The sequence below is a fragment of the Helicobacter marmotae genome (assembly GCF_003364255.1).
In the GTDB taxonomy this organism is placed as follows: domain Bacteria; phylum Campylobacterota; class Campylobacteria; order Campylobacterales; family Helicobacteraceae; genus Helicobacter_C; species Helicobacter_C marmotae.
On record NZ_NXLR01000022.1, the window covers coordinates 1 to 21917 of the forward strand.

18 protein-coding genes and 3 pseudogenes are annotated in these 21917 nt (G+C 36.6%); 12 read left to right on the forward strand and 9 right to left on the reverse strand.

Features of this window, described 5'->3' with window-relative positions; genetic code table 11:
- On the reverse strand, nt 1-1503 hold a 1503-nt coding region (locus CQA63_RS08455; protein ID WP_147288765.1), incomplete at its 3' end, for a site-specific DNA-methyltransferase.
- Nucleotides 1500-4453: pseudogene (locus CQA63_RS08460) on the reverse strand (restriction endonuclease). The pseudogene CQA63_RS08460 and the gene CQA63_RS08455, both read right to left, overlap by 4 nt.
- 187 nt (nt 4454-4640) lie before the next feature.
- Here CQA63_RS08460 and CQA63_RS08465 point away from each other — a divergent pair.
- Genes CQA63_RS08465 through CQA63_RS08475 form a run of 3 tightly spaced genes read left to right on the forward strand, consistent with a single transcriptional unit; the run spans nt 4641 to nt 6692 of the window.
- Nucleotides 4641-5132, forward strand: a complete 492-nt coding sequence (locus CQA63_RS08465) for a cupin domain-containing protein (protein WP_104700526.1) — start codon at nt 4641-4643, stop codon at nt 5130-5132.
- 10 nt (nt 5133-5142) lie between these two features.
- A complete protein-coding gene (locus CQA63_RS08470) occupies nt 5143-6255 on the forward strand; it encodes an aldo/keto reductase (RefSeq protein ID WP_104700527.1) in 1113 nt (370 codons plus the stop codon).
- An 8-nt stretch (nt 6256-6263) separates the two neighbouring features.
- The gene (locus tag CQA63_RS08475; protein ID WP_104700528.1) at nt 6264-6692 is read left to right on the forward strand and encodes a MerR family transcriptional regulator; all 429 of its coding nucleotides are present in this window, start codon (nt 6264-6266) and stop codon (nt 6690-6692) included.
- A 121-nt stretch (nt 6693-6813) separates the two neighbouring features.
- Here the strand turns inward: CQA63_RS08475 and CQA63_RS08480 are convergent, their stop codons facing one another.
- The 4 genes and pseudogenes from CQA63_RS08480 to rrpB all read right to left on the reverse strand — a co-directional run bounded on the left by CQA63_RS08480 (nt 6814) and on the right by rrpB (nt 9804).
- Nucleotides 6814-7221 carry a DUF2726 domain-containing protein gene (locus CQA63_RS08480; RefSeq protein WP_170128395.1) on the reverse strand — a complete coding sequence of 136 codons (408 nt, stop codon included), beginning with the start codon at nt 7219-7221 and terminating at the stop codon, nt 6814-6816.
- A gap of 21 nt (nt 7222-7242) precedes the next feature.
- Entirely contained in the window at nt 7243-8382 is a 1140-nt protein-coding gene (locus tag CQA63_RS08485) for a restriction endonuclease (protein ID WP_104700530.1), read from the reverse strand.
- Nucleotides 8375-9336: pseudogene (gene dcm / locus CQA63_RS08490) on the reverse strand (DNA (cytosine-5-)-methyltransferase). Before dcm ends, CQA63_RS08485 begins: the two are co-directional and overlap by 8 nt.
- Nucleotides 9337-9462: 126 nt before the next feature.
- The gene (rrpB, locus tag CQA63_RS08495) at nt 9463-9804 is read right to left on the reverse strand and encodes a MarR family transcription factor RrpB (protein WP_104700532.1); all 342 of its coding nucleotides are present in this window, start codon (nt 9802-9804) and stop codon (nt 9463-9465) included.
- A 227-nt stretch (nt 9805-10031) separates the two neighbouring features.
- Here rrpB and CQA63_RS08500 point away from each other — a divergent pair, with 227 nt between their 5' ends.
- From CQA63_RS08500 to CQA63_RS08515, 4 genes are all read left to right on the forward strand, one after another.
- Nucleotides 10032-10664: an SDR family oxidoreductase gene (locus tag CQA63_RS08500; RefSeq protein WP_104700533.1), complete on the forward strand. Its 633-nt coding sequence runs from the start codon at nt 10032-10034 to the stop codon at nt 10662-10664.
- A gap of 460 nt (nt 10665-11124) precedes the next feature.
- Nucleotides 11125-13128 carry a type I restriction-modification system subunit M gene (locus CQA63_RS08505; protein ID WP_104700534.1) on the forward strand — a complete coding sequence of 668 codons (2004 nt, stop codon included), beginning with the start codon at nt 11125-11127 and terminating at the stop codon, nt 13126-13128.
- A gap of 2 nt (nt 13129-13130) precedes the next feature.
- Nucleotides 13131-14579, forward strand: coding sequence for a restriction endonuclease subunit S (locus CQA63_RS08510; RefSeq protein WP_104700535.1), 1449 nt, complete (start codon nt 13131-13133; stop codon nt 14577-14579).
- Nucleotides 14580-14669: 90 nt separating this feature from the next.
- Nucleotides 14670-15452 carry a restriction endonuclease subunit S gene (locus CQA63_RS08515; protein ID WP_158655514.1) on the forward strand — a complete coding sequence of 261 codons (783 nt, stop codon included), beginning with the start codon at nt 14670-14672 and terminating at the stop codon, nt 15450-15452.
- A 112-nt stretch (nt 15453-15564) separates the two neighbouring features.
- Here the strand turns inward: CQA63_RS08515 and CQA63_RS08520 are convergent, their stop codons facing one another.
- From CQA63_RS08520 to lpxD, 3 genes are all read right to left on the reverse strand, one after another.
- Nucleotides 15565-16161, reverse strand: coding sequence for an FAD-dependent oxidoreductase (locus tag CQA63_RS08520; protein WP_104700537.1), 597 nt, complete (start codon nt 16159-16161; stop codon nt 15565-15567).
- A 294-nt stretch (nt 16162-16455) separates the two neighbouring features.
- On the reverse strand, nt 16456-16866 hold the full coding sequence (locus CQA63_RS08525) for a pyridoxamine 5'-phosphate oxidase family protein (RefSeq protein WP_104700538.1): 411 nt from the start codon (nt 16864-16866) through the stop codon (nt 16456-16458).
- A gap of 117 nt (nt 16867-16983) precedes the next feature.
- A complete protein-coding gene (lpxD, locus tag CQA63_RS08530; RefSeq protein WP_104700539.1) occupies nt 16984-17988 on the reverse strand; it encodes a UDP-3-O-(3-hydroxymyristoyl)glucosamine N-acyltransferase in 1005 nt (334 codons plus the stop codon).
- 143 nt (nt 17989-18131) lie between these two features.
- Here lpxD and CQA63_RS10095 point away from each other — a divergent pair, with 143 nt between their 5' ends.
- The 5 genes and pseudogenes from CQA63_RS10095 to CQA63_RS08560 all read left to right on the forward strand — a co-directional run.
- Nucleotides 18132-20150, forward strand: coding sequence for a saccharopine dehydrogenase family protein (locus CQA63_RS10095; RefSeq protein ID WP_199770717.1), 2019 nt, complete (start codon nt 18132-18134; stop codon nt 20148-20150).
- 28 nt (nt 20151-20178) lie between these two features.
- On the forward strand, nt 20179-20499 hold the full coding sequence (locus CQA63_RS08545; RefSeq protein ID WP_158655516.1) for a DUF4156 domain-containing protein: 321 nt from the start codon (nt 20179-20181) through the stop codon (nt 20497-20499).
- 13 nt (nt 20500-20512) lie between these two features.
- The gene (locus CQA63_RS08550) at nt 20513-20737 is read left to right on the forward strand and encodes a hypothetical protein (protein WP_233706664.1); all 225 of its coding nucleotides are present in this window, start codon (nt 20513-20515) and stop codon (nt 20735-20737) included.
- Between the two features lie 150 nt (nt 20738-20887).
- Nucleotides 20888-21694, forward strand: coding sequence for an HpyAIV family type II restriction enzyme (locus CQA63_RS08555; protein WP_104700541.1), 807 nt, complete (start codon nt 20888-20890; stop codon nt 21692-21694).
- Nucleotides 21691-21917: pseudogene (locus CQA63_RS08560) on the forward strand (site-specific DNA-methyltransferase); the annotation flags it as partial. The gene CQA63_RS08555 and the pseudogene CQA63_RS08560, both read left to right, overlap by 4 nt.

Here is a 21917-nt window from a genome sequence, read left to right on the forward strand (position 1 = left end):
TAATTGCTCGTTGTTTTGGGGTGTTTGTGTTGCCATTTTGATTAACATTCTGATAAAATCACAATTCTTTGGCATAGAAAATATTTCTTTTAAGTCAAAATTACCAGTTTTAAAATTAGCACTTTCGGTTTTCAAATCCCACTCTTTGGTGGACACAATTAAGCTTTTCTGTTGCTTAAACATATTCCTATCTTTTTCATATATAGTGTCAGCTTTAAAGATAAGAGAATCATTTTTATATAACTCTATTAGTTTATTGTATGTATAAGTATTTTCTAACAAATTTCCATTATCGTCAATTGATATATATCTTGCGTATCCCTTTTTTATTAATGTTAAATTTGCTTCTGTTTCTTGTTCTACAATCATATTATTTTTTAAGCTATCGTAATAGACAGAATAATTTTTGTCATTTTTTATATTATTTATTTTTTTATTACTACTCTTGCCAACAAGTACCCTTTGACCCAGAGTATAATAGCCATTTTTGTCTTTTAGCATTTCTTTTTTGTCTTTTTTCACTACATTGTTGAAACTATCAGCAATATTTATATTTTTGGCATAAATTAAAACAAATTCATTGCTTATAGAAATAAATTTGGAATTTTTTCTACCTTTTGGATTATTCTCAATAGAAAGGCAACTCACAAAATTCTCCTCCCCGAAAATCTCATCACAGAGAATCTTTAAATTGGCTTGTTCATTATCATCAATAGAGATAAAAATTACGCCATCTTCACGCAATAAATCCCTTGCAAGTTTAAGACGCGGAAGCATAAAGCTAAGCCACCCGCTATGGGATTTACTCCCTGTGATATTTTTAAAGAATTTTAAGCTTTCAGATTCTATCCATTCTCCCTTTTCATTTTCTTGCAATAATCCCACTTCTTTAAGAATCTCTTGATAATCCTTTCTAAAGTCATCGGGGTAGATGAAATTGTCGTTTTTGGTATTGTATGGCGGGTCGATGTAGATCATTTTGATTTTTTCACTATAGGCGGATTTAAGAAGTTTGAGGACATCAAGATTATCACCTCTAATAATAGCATTTCGTGTATGCGTTGCACTTGAGCGATAAATTGCGGATTCTGCACTCTCGGCTTGGTCATTTAGGCTTGCTAAACTCCCTTCGCCTCGAGTTTGAAAACCACAATTTCTCATCTCAACTGCTTCCGCATAAGAATCTTGATGGGATAGATTCTTTAAAGACTCTTCATCTAACGCTTTAGAATGACAAATATATTCTAGCTTTAGCTCTTTGGCACAAGGTGTGGAATAAAGCGCATTTGCTAAGCCTTTGCCACTAAAGGTTAGCTCATAGCCTTGCATATCTGCTTTATTGCTTAAGCCTAAAAGTGTAGCTATGGCTTTAAGGTTTGGCTTGCCATCAGCATCGATGGTTTGGGGGAAATTACTTTTAAGATTATCATAGAGTGGATTTTGTGCTTTTAAAGAATCTAGTATTTCAAATCCTAACGCTTTTACCTTATCTTTGTCTATCATCGTTGCTCCTTTTGGGGTTCTTTTACATCATTTTTTTGCATAACCTCTTGCAAAACTTGCAATAAATTTTGTTTATTGATACGCGTATTAAACACTACTTTAATGTTTTTATCACTCAAACTCTCATCTAGCTTTTGGAAAAATACTTTTGCGTATTCAATCTTTTTTTGCTCTAGCTCGGGAATATCGCTTTGATTCTCATACCCCTTGCTCTCACAGACAAAAAAGATTTTTTGCCCTTGCGTGTTTTTAAGCAAATAAGCAAAGTCTGGTTCGTAGTTTTTATAAGGTGTGGGGATACTAAGCTTGGGAAGTTTGGCAAAGACCTCTATTGCGTGATTTAAATGGGCATTGCTATCGCTTAGGGTGGTGTAATGTTCTAGGGTTATTTCCTCTTCAATCTTAGAATCACACACTACTTTTTCATAGAGATAGTTATCGCTTGGTGTGTCTTTGGTGATATATTTGCCTAGTTTGTGCTTTTCAATGTTAGGCTTTGGCGTGCCATCTAGAGCATAGAGGATTTGGAATTGCTCATTACTAAAGGTGTTTTGTGAGAAATCATAGCTTACAGATGTAAGCAAGTTTTTATGCAATTCCTCTTTGATACAATTTTGCAAGGCTTCAAACGCTGCTTTGGGAGAGTTTATAAAGCCTTGTTTATTGAGTTTTGGGTGATTATAAATCTTTAGCAAAAAGCCTAAGGGCAAATCTCCATTAGCCCTACCATTGCCTTTTTGACTTGCTTTGGCAAAGTCGATAAAAATGAGTGGCAAGTTTTTATTAAAAGTGCGGGAATAGTCTTTTGTCGCTATGCGCTCTATTTTTTGTGTGATGATTTTATTATTTTTACTATCATAGACTTTTTTCTCATAGAGAATCTGCTCTTTAGCGATAGGATTTGCATTAAAAGATTTGATAATAGATTCTATTAAATGCTTTTGGTTGATATTTTCATACACGATTTTGGCTTGGGCGTTAATGCTCTGCCATAGCTCCTTAAATGCTTTTGCAAGATGTGGCTTAATATTAATTTGCTCTTTAGGCTTGTTGGCATTTTGCACATAGTCATTTTTATTTTCTCTTGGTTTAAATGCTTCTAATACTTGATTATAATGCTCTTTTAAAAGCTCTTTAATGCTTGGCTCTTGCAAGGCTTCATAAATGGGGGCGATGATTCTATAAGAATCGCTCTCTTTGTCAAGTTCTAAAAATTTTAAATCCTCTAGTTTGACTAAGAATTTATTAATTTGGTGCTCATTTAAATTAAAATGTTTTAAAAATTCTCTATCCAAAACATCACTACTAAGAGAAAAACTAGCATTCTCAATTTCTTTTTGCAACCCCTCAATAAAGCCCCTCTCCTCACTACTTACAACCATATCAAGGTAATTTATATCAAAAAATTCGCTATCGTTATCTACAAAAGAACGCGTAATGCGTTTGCCCTCACGATTCACGCAAAGCCTTAAGCCTCTGCCAACTTGCTGATGCCTGCTCGTCTCACTGCTAGAATTTGCTAATTTGGTAAGTGTGAAGATATTGGGATTATCCCAACCCTCTTGCAAAGCCCATACGCTAAAGATAAATCGCAAAGGTGTTTGAAAAGAAAGCAACTTTTCTTTTTCTTCTAAAATCATTTTCACATCATTTGCTTCGATATTTTCTTTATTGTTTTCTGTTTTTAGGCTATCACCGCTAAAATATCCTTGATGAACGCGTAAAATATTGTCTTTATCAAAGTCTTTACTTAAATATTCTCTATACTCTGCTAGAAGTTCTTGCTTTAAAATTTCCTCTCGCTTTTGCTTGTATATCCTCTCAAATTCTTGTTTGATAAAAGGCTTTTCGCCTCTAAAATCATCAATACTAGGGATAAAAAATAGACTTAAAGCCTTAATACCTCTTTGAAACAGAGCCATTTCTTTTTCAAAATGTAAATCAATGGCTTTTTGCAACAAAGCACGAATCTCACTTTCCTCTAAAACATAGTTTTCCTTTGTCTCTATAAGCTCTTTATTGTCTAAATAGGCTTTGTTTTTGGTGATTTTTACAAGAGAAACCCCTCTAAATTTAGAATCTATCGCTCCTAAATCTTCGTTAGGGAAATCTTTTTTTGTTTCTCAATTCCATTAGAAAAATAAGAAAAAATCGCATTCTTTGCCTTGCTATCAGCTTTTAAGAGATAAGGCGTGGTATTATTTTGGATTATCGTATGCGTGCGGATTTGCTTCACAAGATAATGATTAAAAGCACTCATAGAATCAAGGCAATAGACAATATTACTTAGCTCATATGCTTTTTCTTTTGGGAAAGTCGCACCAAAGCGAAAATACAAAGAATTAATCTGTGAAAAATACTTATTAAATGCCTCACCTTTTAGCAAATGGGGTTCATCAATAATGCTAATTGGCTTTAGATTGGCAATGTTTGTAAAAATACTATCCGCATTAAAAAGTGTTTCACTGCTTTTATTTAAAATATTACCCCCTTTATCAATCGCACTATTAGTAAGGATTAAGACAGAAAGTTCATCAGTATTTTTGATGTAATGATTGATGATAGCCTTTGTGTCGTTGTAACTATACACTTTAAGGTGTTTGTTATATTGGGTATAGAAATAATCTTTAGTAAGTTTAATATTTTGTTTTACAGATTCTAAAATTGCTTTTCTTGGGACAAAAATAATGAATTTATTTTGCTTAAAATGGCGGTGCAGCTCAAAAATAAGATTAAGATAAGTAAAAGTCTTACCCGTGCCTGTCTCCATAAGAATATCAAGATTAAGCTTGTGGCTTAGATTCTTTAAGGGCATATGGTGCGTGGTATAGAATTTGTCTAAACAATCCTTAAGGGTTTCTGCATCGTGGTTTATAAAATCAAAATTTTCTAATAGAGAAATAATATTGGCGATACATTCTTGCTGATAATCTTGTTTTTCAAAAATCACTTTATTTCTCCCATCTGCCTAAAATAAGGGAGAATTATAGCAAAAAAGAGAGTTTGTGTCTTTTATCACTAGAATTTTATGTGATATTGATAAAAATTGCCTCCAAGCACAATTATCTTTATAAATACTTGACAAACACCTAGTGTCAGGTTTTATACTTTCAAAAATTCATTCAAAAGGATAAAAAATGAAAAAAATCTTTAGTAGTTTAATCTGCCTAATCCTTGCTTCAAGCTCTTCTTTTGCCTCGCAAAAAGAACTTAAGCAAGAGTTGATTGAGGCTAAAAATTTTGCAAAATCAAAAGGCGATAGCAAGATTTTTAGCGGTGAGGTGCAAATTAGTGAGATGTTTAAAGCTAATGCTTGGCAGGGTTTTAGTGCGGGTTTGGTTGAATTTAGCCCTCGTGCAAGAAGTGCTTGGCACACTCACCCTGCCGGTCAAACTCTCATCGTAACTAAAGGAGTGATTGTTACAGGCACGGAGCAAGGCATTGTGCAAGTAGCTTATGAGGGTGATGTGATACTCTGTCCGCCAAATTTAAAACATTGGCACGGAGCAGGTGAGAATGAGGGCGGTTCGCATTTGGCTTTGACGCATTCTAAGGACGGCAAAAATGTGTTTTGGCTTGAAAAAGTTAGCGATGAGGAATATCAAGAAGCCCTAAAAAAGATCAAATAAGGAAAAAACGATGCAAAATAGAAGAGCATTTTTAAAAACTTCAGCCCTTTTAAGCCTTGCTTTAAGTAGTGTGGGCTTTAATCCACTTTTTGCCGCTAAAAACTCCTATAATGCCCAAGCAATGCCCAAAAGAACTCTAGGCACAGGTAAAGCCGCCTTTGAAGTCTCTGCTCTTGCCTTTGGCTGTATGGGGCTAAATTATCACCGCTCTAAAAAGCTCTCAAAAAATGCGGCTTTGGCGGTATTGCAAAAAGCCATTGAAAGCGGGATAAATCTTTTTGATACAGCTCAAGTGTATGGACCAAATACAAATGAAGTGTTAGTTGGCGAGCTGTTAAAGCCCTATACTAAACATATTTTTATCACCACTAAATTTGGCTTTAGCGAAGATGGAAACGAGCTAGATAGCAGCCCTAAAAGAATCCGCCAAGTCGTAGAGCAAAGCCTCAAAAGGCTAAATTTAGAGCAAATCCCGCTTTTATATCAGCATAGATTTGACCCTAAAACCCCTATTGAAGAGGTGGCAACTTGTGTAAAAGCACTTATCAAAGAGGGGAAAGTCGCGCGTTTTGGCGTATGTGAGCTAAGCGCACAAACCATAGAAAAAGCCCATAAAATCTGCCCCATCACAGCTGTGCAAAGCGAATATCACCTTATGCACAGAGCTCCACAAAGTGAGCTTTTCCCTACTTTAGAGCGGCTTGGCATAGGTTTTGTGGCGTATTCACCCCTAAATCGCGGCTATTTAAGTGGCAAGCTCAATGAACATTCTAAATTTGACCCAAACAACGACAACCGCGCGACTTTCCCAAGATTTCAAAGTGAGGCGATGAGGCAAAATTATCACATCATCGAGTTTTTGCAAGCCTTTAGCAAGGCTAAGGGAGCACAGGGCACAGACGCCACTCCCGCACAAATAGCCCTAGCCTATCTTTTGCACAAAAAGCCTTATATTGTCCCGCTTTTTGGCACAAGCAATGCCCAACACTTGAGTGAAAATTTAGAGGCTTTAAATGTGAATCTCAGTGAAAATGACTTAAAAATGCTAGATTCAAAGCTTGATAAAATCATCATTATAGGTGATAGATACCCACCAGAGCAAGCCCAAAGAGTGGGGCAATAGGAGGCAAAATGGCTTATACGATCATTGAGGTGGCTAGGCAAACGGGGATTTCACAGCATACTTTGAGATTTTGGGCGAGGAATGGGCTCTTTGATTTGTTTGTGCAAAAGGATTTGCAAGGGGTGAAGTATTTTGATAAAAAGGGCGTGGAGTGGATTGTGTGGATTGATTGTCTGCGCGTTATGGGTATGAGTATCAAGGATATTAAAACCTATAATATCCTTATCACGCAAGGTATAAAAAGCGCCAAGCAAAGAAGAGAAATGCTTTTAAAGCAAAGTGAGGCTTTAAATAAGCAGCTTCACTCTATCGCACAAGCAAAGGCAAAGCTTGAGCATAAAATCGCCATTTATGATGAGATGATAAGGACAAATAAAGATTTGCTAAACCCTATTAGCAAGGATTATAAAAAGATAGGCAAAAGGGAGCAGAAATAAAATGTCATTTTACTACAGAGCATATAAGCCCCTAGAGCAAAGCGCAAATTTAGCGGCGATTTATTTGCCTTTTAGCACTATGCGTATATGGCTAGATAGAGGGTAAAGCTAAGGTCTTTGCTTAAAGTAAGGAGTTTAGCCTTTCTTCTATAATGCGCGCCTCTTGGCTACCTGTGGTAGGGAGTCGCAATAGGGCGATACCATAATGCTCTAAGATTCTATCTTTCATAGTATCTCTTCTTTGTTGTTTGGGGTTTTGATGATATATAAAGCCATCAACTTCTATGCAGAGTATGGGCTTTTTGTTGAATTTATGATAAATCACAAAGTCAATGTGCGTTAGAGTATTGTTGATAAAGTCAATCCAAGCCATCTCTTGCAAGTTTTCTACATTATTTACAAGCCTAGATAGCGGGATATGCACAGCATAGCACAAAGAAGAGAAACTATCTTTAAGCAATATTTCATCTAATAGCGCGCTTAAGAGGTTTTCACTCTCGTAGTTTGAAATGCGTCTAAAAAAACACAAATTTGATAATGCGATAAATGTCTATTGAATTTTATCTATAAATTTTTCATAGGAATTGAGGGGCATTATATCTATCGTGTATTCTAAGTTGTTTTCTTTATTGATTATCACAGAGTCAAATCCTAAAGCCCGCATTCTTTCATAAGTTACTAGTTCATTTTCTTTGAGTCTTAGGGTGGTTTGCAATATCCATTTTGCTAGAGCTGTATTTGGATTGCTCATCAAAGCTTTGGCATTATCTTGGCAAAGTTTTACACAAAGATTTTCACCTAAAGGAGTTTTAAGGTTAAATGGCTTTTCTCTTGCTGGAAAAAATGAAGGACATAGCTTGTGAATAATGATTGGTATAGGAACATAGAGCTCACCCCAACTTCTTTTTCTGCCCCCAGCATTCCACTGATTCAATCCGCTTTTTTCGGGCACAAGTTTCGTTTCGTCTTTTTTGCTGTATAGGGGTAAAATTACATAGTCGATACCAGCAGTTTTGCTCTCTGTGTTTTTTGTTTGTAGAATATCATTTTGGAGGAGCAAAAGTATTTCGAAAGGATTTTCGATAATATTTATCCCAATACTTGAATGTTGACTTGGAATATAGAACTTTCTTTGCAAAACGCTCTTTGAATGATTGAAATAATATTCATTAATTCCATCTGTAAAGCTTAAACTTTTTGTTGTGTTTTTTATATTTGTTATATTACTTATATTTATTTTTTCATAGTCTGTCTCAAAAAATATAAGTTTATTATTTGCCCTTGCTATGCAGTGGTACAAAGATTCTGTAATGCCATATAAATCATTTGCTAGAGCCATTCGTTCATTTCTTAAATTCGCCAAAGTTATGGCCAACTCTTCATCGCTTTTTAGCTTTTTTAAAAAACCTGAATCCTTGTTGAATTCTGCTATTTTTTGAATGCTCGAATCTTTATCACAAATAAACGTTTTCAAGCCTATTCCTAGATTCTTGATTTTTGCATCATATGCTGTATCTGAACGGCTTAAATTTTTTGCATTAAAAGAATCGCAAAACACATTTTCCATTATTCTGTAGTGTAAAAAAGGGATAGAATTTTCGCTAAAAAGTTTAGAGAGGCTAGAAATAATTTTTAAAGATTTAACATAGTTTAGATTTTTGTCTTTATCTAATTGATAAAAACTAATCATCTAGCACCTTTAGAATTTCTTTGCTTATTCTTCTAACCAAAGGCAAGGTTATGGAGTTTCCAGCCTGAATATAAAGCTTAGAGTTTGGAAGATTGGGGAGTTTAAATGTTTGAGGATAGCCCTGAAAATTAAAGCATTCTCTGGGGGTAAGTTTTCTAATTCCAAAATCATCTTTGATAATTGGTACATTATGCCCTCCTGTCCCCATATTTGCGGTTAATGTTGGGCAGAGTTTTGATTTGTTCTCACGCACATAAATTCTTCGAAGTTGATAAATCGTATCTGTTTTAGTTACGGTTTGTTTGAGCCACTCATAATATTGGCTTTTGGGAGTGTAGTAAAATTCATCTTTTTGTTTTTGTAGGTTTAAACAGCTATGTATAGTTTTTGTAAGTTTTATGGGTTTTGGAAAGTTAAAATTTTCATAATTTTTTACTCGATTCTTTAAAAAAGCTACAATGAATAGCCTTTCTCTATTTTGCGGAATATTAGCGTGTGTAGCAGTATTTAAAATACTATCATACACAACATAACCCAAAGATTCTAGTGTGTATTTGATAGTCGAAAAGGTGTTGCCTTTATCGTGCCTTCTAAGATTTTTAACATTTTCCAAAAAACAAACCTTGGGTTTGTGCTTTTTGGCAATTTTGGCTATTTCAAAGAACAATGTTCCTCTTGTGTCTTGGAATCCTCTTTGATAACCAGCTATACTAAAAGCTTGACAGGGAAAACCAGCACATAAAATATCAAAATGGAAAGGAATTTGCCTTTGCGTAGCTTTTGAGGTAATATCGCCAAAAAGAGCAGTTTTGGGAAAGTTTAAAGTATAGGTCTGACATACCTTAGAATCTATTTCGCTGGCGAAAAGACATTCTGTCTTATGCCCCCCCCCCCGCTAAATGCTAGATGAAATCCACCAACTCCAGCAAACAAATCAACAAAGGAATATTTCATTTGTATTAATCCTTAGAATATTTTCGTCATTATATTTAATCTAAAATTATTCACTTCTTAATTTTAACTTAAATTTTTCTAGACCTCTCCCTTAAGTAAGATAATGTAATCTTGCTGCAATGAAGCTTAGCCCTTGTTGTGTTGTTTATAGGCTTCTCCCCAAAGGGCGAGATTCTCCAAAACGGGCTTTAGGCTTTCCCCTAATGGGGTGAGAGAATATTCGACTTTCGGGGGGACTTGGGGATAGATAGTTCTTGTTAGGATTTGCGCTTCTTCAAGCTCTCTTAGGTTTTGGGTAAGGATATTTTGCGAAATATCTTGATTTTTTGTCGCACTAATACTCTTTTTAAGCTCCATAAATCGTTTTTTACCGGTTAGCAAGTCGCGTATGATGAGGAATTTCCATTTATTGCCTATGAGGTTTAATGTGGTTTCAACGGGGCAAGGAGAGCAAAAAGTATGTTTCATAAAGCTACTTTCAAATAGGGATAAATGAATAAATATTCTTTACAAATATAACATATTTTTATAAAAGTTTTTATCATTTTCTCAAATGATGTGCTAGAAATGCCTAAAATACTTCAGTCATAAAAATATAACTATATTATAAAAAAATATATTATTTTATTTTTTAACTAAGTATATTAATATTTGTAAGTTCTTAAAGAGAACAAGATTAACCCTAAGGAGTATTAATGAAAAAAGTAGCTATTTTAGCCGCAGGTGGCAAGGCAGGACAATTCATAGTGAAAGAAGCCCTAGAGCGCCATTTAGAAGTAAGTGCCTTTGTGCGCCCTACAAGCAAGGCGAGCTTTGAGCCCTCTGTGAAAGTGATTAAAAAAGATATTTTTGACATACAAGCAAAAGATTTGCAAGGTTTTGACATTATCATTAGTGCATTTGGAGAGTGGGTGAAATTAGAGCTCCATCTCAAAGCTATCCAGCATTTAAGCAAAATTTTGCAAAACAATAGCGCGAAATTCCTCATAGTAGGCGGGGCAGGAAGCCTATATATGGATAGCTCACACAAGCTTACATTATCTCAAACCCCAGATTTCCCTAAAGAATACAAGCCTCTAGCGGACGCACAAGGTGAGGTTTTAAACTTCTTAAGAACGCAAAATGCCATAAATTGGGTATTTGTAAGCCCTCCTGCTGTGTTTGTCCCCGATGAGCCAAAGGGCGCGTATAAGATTATTGGCGAGGAATTCCAAGTGAATGATAAAGGCGAGAGTAAGGCAAGCTATGCGAGCTATGCAAGCGCGATGATAGATATAGCCCTAGATTCTCAATACAAAAGCCAAAGGGTAGGCGTCATTGGTTTATAAGAGCCATAAATAAGGGCTACTCTCTCAAGGGGTAGCCCTTTGTATGATGAGATTCCGTTCACGTCCGCCTGTAAGAGGCAACAAACTCATTTCCCTTGCGGGTAAGCCATTTTGTCACGTTTTACCCCCATAGAGGGCAAAGAATCTCCCCCATCTACTAAAGATTCCCATAAACCCTTTCATCTAATGCTCAAATATAGCAAAAGATTTCTGCGCCCCTCATATTTAAGTATGGTTTTTCATAAAGTGCTATAACTCCCTCACACAAGGAGGGAAGTATGGCGAAAAATAAAAATCTCCACCAAGCAAAGACCAATAAAGTCAAAAACTAAACGACTCAGGCAAACTTTTTCTAAAATTAAGGAAGCTACAATGTTAATCTCAAGTGTTTTGAAAGATTCGGCTTATAGTTTAGATCTTTTTAGTCAAGAGGCTATTCAAAGATTAGAAGCTAGAGCTTTTGCTAAAACTGATAAACAAAATTCAAGTTCGGGGGGGGGGGCTTTATACTGATTGCCTTATAAGAGATAGGCAGATCAAACTCACACCCGAAGAAATCGTCCGCCAACTTTACTTAGATAAGCTCATCAATGAATACCATTATCCTAAGAGCAGAATTCAAGTTGAGTATTCTGTGCATTTTGGACGCGAGGTAAAAAGAGCAGATATTGTCGTAATGGATAAGCTTGAAATCACTTCAGCTTATATCATCATAGAGGTGAAAAAGCCAAAGCTCAAAGACGGCAAAGAGCAGCTTAAAAGTTATTGTAACGCCACAGGTGCAACCATAGCAGTATGGAGCAATGGTTCTCAAGTGAGCTATTATCACCGCAAAGATCCTAATTATTTTGAATCTATCCCTAATATTCCTACAAACGACAAAAGCTTAAAAGATATTTTAAATCAACCTTTTACTTTTGATGATTTGATAAAAACAGACATTTTGATAATGCAAAAAAGAAGTTTAAAAGATATTGTTACAGAAATGGAAGATGAGGTTTTGGCAAATGCTGGAGTTGATGTATTTGAGGAAGTTTTTAAACTGATTTTTATCAAGCTTTATGATGAGTTGGAGGGAGCAAGGGACAAAAACCGCAATCTTGAATTTAAAAACTATGGAGAAAGCGATACAGAGCTTAAGGTTAAAATAGAAAAGCTTTTTGACAAAGCGAAGAAAAAATGGGAGGGTGTTTTTAATGAAGATGAAAAAATCAAACTCTCCCCCTCGCATTTAGGCGTTTGCGTTAGCTCTTTAGAGGAAACAAAGCTTTTTAACTCCAATTTAGAAGTTATTGATGACGCTTTTGAATACCTTGTCAATAAATCCGCCAAGGGTGAAAAAGGGCAATACTTCACCCCTAGGTATGTGATAGATATGTGCGTGAAAATGCTTAATCCCAAAAAAGAAGAAAGTATGATAGATACTGCAAGTGGAAGTTGTGGATTTCCTATCCATACTTGTTTTTATGTGTGGAAGCAAATTTACAAAGAAAAGGGCGTTGAAGCAAGTCATCTTTTCACAGCGGAGAAAAAAATCCCAGAATGCGAGGATTATGTCAAAGAAAAAATCTTTGGTGTGGATTTTGATGAGCGAAGTGTGCGGGTTTCCAAAATGCTTAACTTAATCGCAGGTGATGGGCATAGCAATGTGCTTTATCTTAACTCTATTGATTATGAGCGTTGGGAAGAATGGACAAAAGATGAGAGTTGGACTGATGTCTATAATGAGGGCTTTAAGAAGCTCAAAAAACTAAGGGCAAATAAAGATGAAAATCGAGATTTTAATTTTGATGTTTTAATGGCAAATCCCCCATTTGCAGGAGATATTAAAGAGAGTAGGATTTTGGCTAGATATGAGCTTAGAAAGGATTCTAGTGGCAAGGTGCAAAACAAAGTAGGACGCGATATTTTGTTTATTGAACGCAATTTAGATATGTTAAAACCGGGAGGGCGTATGGCTATTGTTTTACCTCAAGGCAGATTTAATAACTCAAGCGATAGATACATAAGAGAATTTATTGCTACAAAGGCTAGAATTTTAGCAGTTGTAGGACTACACGGCAATGTATTTAAGCCGCACACAAACACAAAAACCTCTGTGCTTTTTTTACAAAAATGGGGCGGAGATGACGGCAAGGGCGGGGAGCTTTGCCCTAAAAAAGAAGATTATAATATTTTCTTTGCGACGATGAGCGAGCCAAGCAAGGATAATTCAGGAGAAAAGATTTATTACCCGCTTTTAGATTCTCACGGGCATTTGGTTGTAAAGCACGATTTGTTTCATCCGCATTTAGAAGGCGGTGAACCGCTTTTGCAAAAGGGCGAGAGCAAGGAGGAATTTGACGCAAGATTGCAAGAATTTAAAAAACAAGCTCAAAAATACCAAGCCTTACAAAAAGTTGGAATCGCTGAAGCCTTTATAGCATTTGCAAAAGCTGAAAACTTGAGTTTTTGGAGAGAGTGAAGATGAGTATCAAGCAAACTTTGCAAGATAAATTCTCACATTTGGAAGTGAGTGTCTTAAAACTTAGCGAAGTGCAAAAGGATAATGAGAGCTTCAGAATAGATAGCGAACCTTTTAAAAAATCAAACCTCTATTTTAATAAGAATTTTGCATACGAAAAATTATCTAAAATTGCACTTATTAATCCTTCAAAAACTGAAATTTCGCATTTAAACAAGAATACAAAAGTTACTTTTTTATCAATGCAAAATTTGGGAAATGGAATTATTAATGATAGAGAATGCGGAAAAATACAAGATTTCGAAAAAGGCTATACCTATTTTGCTGAAAATGATATTTTAATTGCAAAAATAACCCCTTGTATGGAACGCGGGAAATGTGGGATAGCCTTTGATTTGGAAAATAAAATTGGTTTTGGTAGTACAGAATTTAATGTATTTCGCATACAAGATTCAAGATTTTTAAAAGAATTTGTATTTTGCTATTTAAATAGAGAATCAATAAGAAAAATTGCTGCTGATAATATGACTGGATCAAGTGGGAGACAAAGAGTGCCGACTGCTTTTTATAAAAAGCTTTTAATCCCCCTGCTTCCTATGGAATTTCAATTAGAAATTGAAAGGCTTGTTAAAGATTCTCATTTTTCCCTAGAACAAAGCAAAGAGTTGTATAAAGAGGCAGAAGCGATTTTATATGCAGAATTAGGGCTTGACCCTAAAAATCCCTTGCAAAGTCTTTTGCAAGATAAGCAAAATTCTATAAATATCTCCATTCGCACACTCAAAGAATCTTTCCTCAAAACTGGTAGGCTGGATAGCGAATATTACCAAACCAAATATGACAAAATCGAATCATATATCAAAAACTATCAAGGCGGTTTTATGGCATTAACCCTTATTGAGATTAAGGATTCTAATTTTACTCCAAATGCTAAAGAAAAATATCGCTATATAGAGCTTGCAAACATTGGAGGTAATGGCAATATTAATGAGCCTTTAGAGGAGCTAGGAGAAAATCTCCCTACAAGGGCTAGACGACTTGTTAAAAAAGGGGACTTGATTATTTCTAGTATTGAGGGGAGCTTGAGTAGTTGTGCTTTAATTACTGAAGAATTTGATAATTGTATTGTTTCAACAGGATTCTATGTATTGAAAGCACAATCTATCAACAGTGAAACCTTGCTTGTTTTGTTTAAATCTCAAATATTTCAAGAATATTTGAAAAAATTTCCAAGTGGGACAATTTTAACAGCTATTTCCAAAGAGGAATTACAAAATATACTTATCCCCAAAATCTCCTTAGAGATTCAAACCCAAATCGCCGCTCATATTCAAAAAAGCTTCGCATTACGCAAAGAGGCAAAATCCCTACTCCAAGAGGCTAAGGCAAAAGTAGAATCTGCTATTGTGCGGGGAAAAAATAATGCCCTCTTTAATAAGCAAAATCTTTAGAATCTATTACCCGCAAATCAAATCCAAACTTAAAGAGTCAAGGCAGGAATATCGTTTGGGTGAATGGCTGTTATATGAAGAACTCGTATTTTGCAATACAGAATATCGACTAAAGTCGCACCTCCAACGATAGTTTCGAACACCGGAGGTGCGAATTCATTCGCACAAGAATCTTGCAATGCCAACACCCAACCCATAAATTACGCGATTAAAACCTTAAAAGAATCTTTCCTAAAAACGAGTAGATTAGATTCTGAATATTATCAAACCAAATATGAACAAAATGAACATTTGAAAAAATCTAAACACTATGCAAGATTGGGAGATTTGGTAGAAATCAAAAAATCCATAGAACCCGGTAGTGAAAGCTACAGGACAAGCGGAATCCCTTTTATTCGTGTGAGTAATCTTAGCCATTTTGGAATCAATCAAAGTGAAATCTATTTAGATTCGGCAGATTTTAATGAAAAAGAATTAAAAAACTTATATCCGAAAAAAGATATGATTTTATTAAGCAAAGATGGGAGTATAGGGCTTGCTTATTGTTTAGAAAAAGATTTAGAATGTATCACAAGCGGGGCGATTTTGCATTTGCAGATAAAAGACAAAAACCTTATTTTGCCACAATATTTAACCTTGATTCTCAACTCCCTTACAACCAAGCTTCAAGCGGAGCGGGATAGTGGAGGTTCGATTATTGCACATTGGAAGCTTGATGAGATTAAAAATGTGCTTATCCCAATCCTTAATAAACAGATTCAACAAACCATAGAATCTAAAATCATTCAAAGCTTTGCTCTGCGAACAGAGGCAAAGATATTGCTAGAAAAGGCTAAGGCAAAAGTAGAATGCGCTATTGCAGATGAATTGTAAATGAATATGAAATTGGGAAAGCAAAAGTGTTTTTGTATTAGAGAAAAGAGCGTAAGGAAATGGAGGAGTTTCTTAAGATTCTCTTTAGGGGCAAGAGAATCTTAAAGGGGTGCTACTTCCTTGTAGTGGGAGTGTCATGCACTATGCTTACCGCCCCGTGTATATCGCTTAAAAGCGCACAAGCCGCTTCCGCTCCACTTCCCATAGCGCAAGTAACCATAGTAGTAACGCCTGAAGCAAGCCCGCCTACATAAATGCCATCTTTAATTTGCTGGCGTCCTGTGTGTGAGAGGCGGATTTTACCCGGTTTATTCATAAGTTCATGGGGTTTGACAATATCGCCTAGACCTTTTATATCAAAGCGGCTAGCCCCTGTAGCTAAAATCACATAATCACTCTTGTATTCAAAGCCATTGCCCTTAGTGCTAAAGCTACCTTTAGAGCCGCTAATTTCTTCAGCGTTGCCATCAACATATTTCACTTCTAGCAAATCTGCAATTTGCTTTTTGGTATGCTCGATAATCGCCTTGCCTTGAATGCCTTTAGGGAAAAGTGGGACATTATAAATTGCCACAGCATTTAAATCAGCCTTGCCATCATCAATAATGGTAATGTCAAAATCAAGCTCATTATTCTTCGCCGAAGCTAATACCAAAGCCGCACTTAAGCCCGCTATACTGCCACCTACTATAACAACAGATTTCTTCATATGCTATCCTTATGCTAAAAAATTATAAAAGTATCTTTTAACTGAAAAATTTAAATGTAAGTAAAACTCTAAATTTAATAATTTTTATTCTAATTATTCCTTGTTCTTTTTGTAACGCCTTTAAAGATAATCTTTCACATAGGCTTTGAGTGGGAGCATTTTAGAGGGATTTATAAACGCAAAAAAGGAGAAAAGCGAAAATGGATAAGGGAAGTTAAGAGCTTAAAGCCCAAGATAAGGCTAGAGAGCACTAAGCTCCTTAAAAGCCTTTTTAAAGCCCGGACTTTAAAGCATTTAGGCTTTATATGTCTCAAATTCTCCTTGAAGATTTTGCTTTCTTGCGCTTAGCTCACTTAAGACTAAAATAGCAAACTTAGGATTGCTAGGCTCTTTGTAGATTTCTTTGACAATCTCAAATTTATCAAACATCGCCTTTTTTGCCTCTAGGTCATCGCTTGGGGTAGCCTTGCCTCGTATGCGTAAAAATGTGCCATCTTTAGCTAGAGAGCATAATTCCACTCCGCTATGGCTTTGAATATGTTTATATAAGTTTTTTTCTACAGAAGTGCAGAAGTAGAGATTGCCTTTATATAAAAGTGGGCTATGCACAGGTCGTAGGCGAGGATTCCCACAAGTGCCTAAAGTGGCTAAAAGTGTGTTCGGAGCGTTTTCATCTAAGAAAGTAATAATATCTTGTAAAGTCATTGCGTATCCTTTAAGGTGAAGTAATAAAGTGAAGTGAAGTATTCTAACCCAAGCGATTAAATCAAGCAAGGCTTGAAGTCCGCTTGTGGCGGGTAGATTCTTTAAATATATGAGGGATTAGGGCTTATTTGCCTTTTTTAGCATTCTGCGCAAGGAGACAAAAAACTTCATCCATTCATCAAGCTCCATAAGCGGATGACCGCCCCATTTGGTATGCGGGGGGAGATTTTTCCCCACGGCTCCCCTCCCTGCTACTTGCACAAAATCTCCAATATGCACATGCCCTCCCGTGCCCGCTTGCCCACCCATAATGACATTGCGTCCTGTAGTCGTAGAGCCTGCTAGCCCCACTTGAGAGACCAAAATACTATGCTCGCCAATCACGCAGTTATGCCCAATTTGCACAAGATTATCTATCTTTGCCCCTTTTTTTATACGCGTTTCACCAAAGACCGCTCTATCAATGGTATTATTTGCGCCAAGCTCGACATCATCTTCTATAATCACTCTTCCATTATGCTCAATTTTAATATGCTCTCCGGCGTTTGTATGCGCATAGCCAAAGCCATCACAGCCTATCACACTCCCAGCGTGGATACATACGCGATTACCAATAATGCTATCGGGGTAAATCACCACATTAGGGTAGATTTTGCAATTTGTGCCAATATGGACATTATCACCAATAACCACATGTGGCATAATCACACTGCCTGCTCCAATATGCACATCTTTGCCAATAACCGCACTTTGGGCGATTTGAGCGGGAGTGTGTGCCTCATCTTGAGAGGGAGCGTGAAGTGTGGGGGTATGGTTTTCTAGGCTAAAGCCAGATTTGGCAAAAAGTGCGGAGAGCAAGGCAAATGCGAGATGAGGATTTTCTACGATGAGGGGCTGTATATGCGGAGGGACTTTATCAAGCAAGTTTGGGCGGATAAGCACCGCTCCAGCGTGGGAATCTTGGAGTAAATGCGCATATTTATCTTGGTCTATATAGCTTATTTGCGAAGCTTGGGCAGATTCTAAAGGGGCTATGCCTTTTAGCTCAAAGTCGTTTTGGATTACATTTTGTAGGGACAAATACCCTTCAAAAGCTTGAGAAATAGCAATAGATAGCAGCATACAATACCCTTGAAATAAAATGCCACAATCATAGCATATTTGTTTTATGTGGAGGCATTAAAGCCCCTTATGGGCTAAAAGAAAAGTGCTGATATAAAGAAAAATGTTACAATAAACATATTTTAGAGCTTAAAGGAGAGCAAATGGATAAAAAAGTCGTCTTACAAATTGGAGCAGGGGGCGTAGGGGGTGTAGTGGCGCACAAAATGGCGATGAATAGAGATGTGTTTGGGCAAATCATTCTCGCCTCGCGTACTTTAAGCAAATGCAAGGCTATTGCAGATTCTATCCGCGCGAAGGGATATGGGGAGATAGATATTGATTATGTAAATGCAGATAGTGTGGAGGAGCTTGTGGCTTTGATTGAGAAGTATCGTCCGCATTTAGTGGTAAATGTCGCGCTTCCTTATCAGGATTTAAGCATTATGGAGGCGTGCTTACGCACACGCACTCACTACCTTGATACCGCCAATTATGAGCACCCTGATTCTGCGCATTTTGAGTATAAGGAGCAATGGGCGTATGATACGCGCTATAAGCAAGCGGGGATATTTGCACTTTTGGGCAGTGGCTTTGATCCGGGCGTTACGAATGTATTTTGCGCTTATGCCCAGAAGCATTATTTTGATGAGATTTATAGCATTGATATTTTAGATTGTAATGCCGGCGATCACGGCTATGCGTTTGCTACGAACTTTAATCCGGAGATTAATTTGCGGGAGGTGAGCTCTAAAGCCCGCTATTGGGTTTCGCATTCAGCTTGTAGTGAAGCTTGCGGGAGTGCTTCAGACGCTTCACTGCGGCGTATGTCTAATACGCCTCATTCGCTTACTTCGCACAACCCACAAGCTTCATCTACAATCTTAGAATGCGGGGATTCTGCTTCTAAATCGCAAAATGCGGATTCTAAAAACCTCGTTTCCCAAAGGGATTTAAATCTCAACCCCGACTTGCAAGAAGATACGATTTATCGCAAGTTTGAGAGGGAGGAGCGGCATTGGGAGCAAGAAGTTGCGGAGAAGGAGAGAGCGAGACTAGCAAACCTAAATGACCAAGCCGACAGCGCAGAGTCCCTTAAAAGCGTCAAAGAGGCAACGCGCTATTTTGGCGGAGAATGGCGCGACATTGCACCTTTAGCTCTGATGAAAGAGTGGGATTACCCTGAAGTGGGGGTGAAAAATAGCTATTTGCTTTATCACGAGGAGTTAGAATCTTTAATTCGAAACATCAAAGGTTTGCGCAAGATTCGCTTTTTTATGACTTTTGGGGAATCTTACCTTACACATATGAAATGCTTAGAGAATGTCGGGCTTTTGCGGGTGGATTCTGTAGCGCATAAGGGCGGGAGTATCGTGCCTATTGAGGTGCTAAAGACACTTTTACCCGATCCTGCTAGCCTTGCTCCTCGCACGAAAGGTAAAACCAACATCGGCTGCTATATGCATGGCATAAAAGACGGCAAGGAGCGCACTATTTATATTTATAATGTTTGCGAGCACGAGAAATGTTATGAAGAAGTTAATGCCCAAGGTGTGAGCTATACTACGGGCGTGCCGGCGATGATTGGGGCGAAGTTGATATGTGAGGGCAAATGGGGTGTTGGGGCGGTGAAAAATTCGTCTTTGGGATACCATTGCGCAGATTTTGCGGATTTCAAGGGTTCGCAGACCACTAGTCTAGCCTCACCCTCAAAATCCGCAAAAAACCACACAAGCGCACCCGCAAATACTAGAATTTTAGAATCTAATGAGAATCAAGATACACATTCTTTAGATTCTGCTGATTCTGGCGTTGGTTTTGATGTGGAATCTTTTAATGCCGAGCGTCTCAAGCTAAATGCGGATATGCCAAAAGGTGGAGAATATCAGGGGATTGATAATGCGCTTGAATTGCAAAAGAATCATGCAGAAGCAGTTGAGATGAGAAATCGTGGTTTTGGAGCTGGGGGCGAAGGGAGTTTAGCAAACCTAAATGACCAAGCCGACAGCGAACAATCCGCGATTTATCGCTCAAATGCAACGCAAGGTGCGGGCGTGTGGAATATGGAGCAAAACGACCCCGACCCCTTTATGCAAGAGCTCAACAAACAAGGCTTGCCCTATGTGGTTTTAGAAGTGGAATCTAATGGCGAAATTAAAGTGCTAGAAGATGGGAGGAAGTAAAAATTTTGTTTTCATTGGTAAGAGAGCCATGAAATACTGCATCGTTTTAGCCCTATTGGTGGGCTGCACATCAAAAACCCACCTATTGCCTCAAGCTAAAAGCATAAATATAACAAATGAAAAGCCTAAAGATTGTCGTTTGTTGGGTCAAGAAGTTGGGCAAAAAATAGACACTTGGAGTTCTATGAGTCTGCTAGATTTGAGAGAATCTGCTCTCAATGATTTGAAAAACAAATCCGCGACATTAGGCGGAGATACTTTGTATATATTAAATATGGAAAAAGGTTGGAATTCATTTTGGGATTCGCAGGAATATCTCATAGAGGGTGAAATTTATAAATGCAAGTAAAGGCGAAAAAGCAGTGTTGATTCAATGTAAAAATTGGGAAAAATCTCAAGTCAAGCAAGAACATTTAAGGATTTTTCTAGGGGATTGTGCCGCGTATCTTGAGCAGAATCAAAAGATTTTTGCCAAACGAAAAGTGTATCGAGTCTTTGTAACGAGTTGCCACACTATAGATTATGGCGTGAAAAAATTTCTTGAAGAAAATGATTTGGAATATAAGATTATTCCTTATGAAGCGTGAGTGTTATAAATATGATTTTAAAAAGTTAGGGTGAGGGCTAGAATATGGATTATAAAAAAGCGTTTGATAGTAAAAATGAAAATATTGTCTCTGAATATTCCTTGTTATACAAATATTTCAAACTTAAAATTGGTATGGTAAGGGTATAAAATGACTTATGAAAACTTTAAAAATAAGCTCAATAAGAAAGTTTTTGGGGAAGACCTTAATTATGAAATAGTGCTTACCGTTTTGCAAAACCCAAAGCGGTATATTGGTATCTTTAGAATTACCAATGCAAAAACAAAACTTATACAGAATGTTACACAAAGTTGTGAAATCAAATTTGGAGATTTTATGGAAGAAATTTTAGGAGAATATATTATAGATATGGGATATACAAATTTAAACAAAAATCTAGGAGTTGATGAATCCAATAATAGATTATCTGCTGACCAAATTTTCAAAACAGATAAGATTATTTATCTGATAGAACAAAAAGTAAGAGATGATCATGATAGTACCAAAAAACGAGGACAATATGCAAATTTAATTAAGAAGATAAAATTACTCAAAAAGCAATATCCAAACTATCAAATTATTGCTTCAATGTGGTTTAGTGATGAAAGTTTAAAGAAAAATAAAAAATACTATGCAGAACAAATAGAAAATAATACTGATGAACAAGTTATTATTAATATTTTTTATGGCAAAGAATTGTTTGAACAGCTCTTTAATAGAATGGATATTTGGAATGAAATTATCTCATACTTACAAAACAATAAAAAAGAAAGAAGTAGAGAGATACTGAGTGTTCCAGATTTTGATACAAGCAATGAAATTAAAGATGCACTTTTAAAAATAAAACTTGACTATCCTAAGTTAATCGAAAAACTTCTTTCTGATAAAACCGAATATGTAGAACTCAGAAAAGAGCTTTTTCCATTAGGACATAACTTAAAGGAGCTAGAACAATGAATAATAAACTACCACTCAACCAAATCTTGCAAGGCAATAGCCTAGAATTGCTCAAGACTATTCCAAATGATAGTATTGATTTAATCTTTGCCGACCCACCATATTTTATGCGTGTAGAAGGAACTTTGCAAAGACCAGAGGGGGGTAATTTTAGCGGTTGTGATGATGTGTGGGATAATGCCTTTTCTGATAATGCAGATTATGTGGCTTTCACTCAAGCTTG

Coding starts and splice junctions, on each gene's coding strand:
- CQA63_RS08465 (WP_104700526.1), top strand. CDS start 4,641: ATGAAAAAAATCTTTAGTAGTTTAATCTGCCTAATCCTTGCTTCAAGC.
- CQA63_RS08470 (WP_104700527.1), top strand. CDS start 5,143: ATGCAAAATAGAAGAGCATTTTTAAAAACTTCAGCCCTTTTAAGCCTT.
- CQA63_RS08475 (WP_104700528.1), top strand. CDS start 6,264: ATGGCTTATACGATCATTGAGGTGGCTAGGCAAACGGGGATTTCACAG.
- CQA63_RS08485 (WP_104700530.1), bottom strand. CDS start 8,382: ATGATTAGTTTTTATCAATTAGATAAAGACAAAAATCTAAACTATGTT.
- rrpB (WP_104700532.1), bottom strand. CDS start 9,804: ATGAAACATACTTTTTGCTCTCCTTGCCCCGTTGAAACCACATTAAAC.
- CQA63_RS08500 (WP_104700533.1), top strand. CDS start 10,032: ATGAAAAAAGTAGCTATTTTAGCCGCAGGTGGCAAGGCAGGACAATTC.
- CQA63_RS08510 (WP_104700535.1), top strand. CDS start 13,131: ATGAGTATCAAGCAAACTTTGCAAGATAAATTCTCACATTTGGAAGTG.
- CQA63_RS08520 (WP_104700537.1), bottom strand. CDS start 16,161: ATGAAGAAATCTGTTGTTATAGTAGGTGGCAGTATAGCGGGCTTAAGT.
- CQA63_RS08525 (WP_104700538.1), bottom strand. CDS start 16,866: ATGACTTTACAAGATATTATTACTTTCTTAGATGAAAACGCTCCGAAC.
- lpxD (WP_104700539.1), bottom strand. CDS start 17,988: ATGCTGCTATCTATTGCTATTTCTCAAGCTTTTGAAGGGTATTTGTCC.
- CQA63_RS10095 (WP_199770717.1), top strand. CDS start 18,132: ATGGATAAAAAAGTCGTCTTACAAATTGGAGCAGGGGGCGTAGGGGGT.
- CQA63_RS08545 (WP_158655516.1), top strand. CDS start 20,179: ATGAAATACTGCATCGTTTTAGCCCTATTGGTGGGCTGCACATCAAAA.
- CQA63_RS08555 (WP_104700541.1), top strand. CDS start 20,888: ATGACTTATGAAAACTTTAAAAATAAGCTCAATAAGAAAGTTTTTGGG.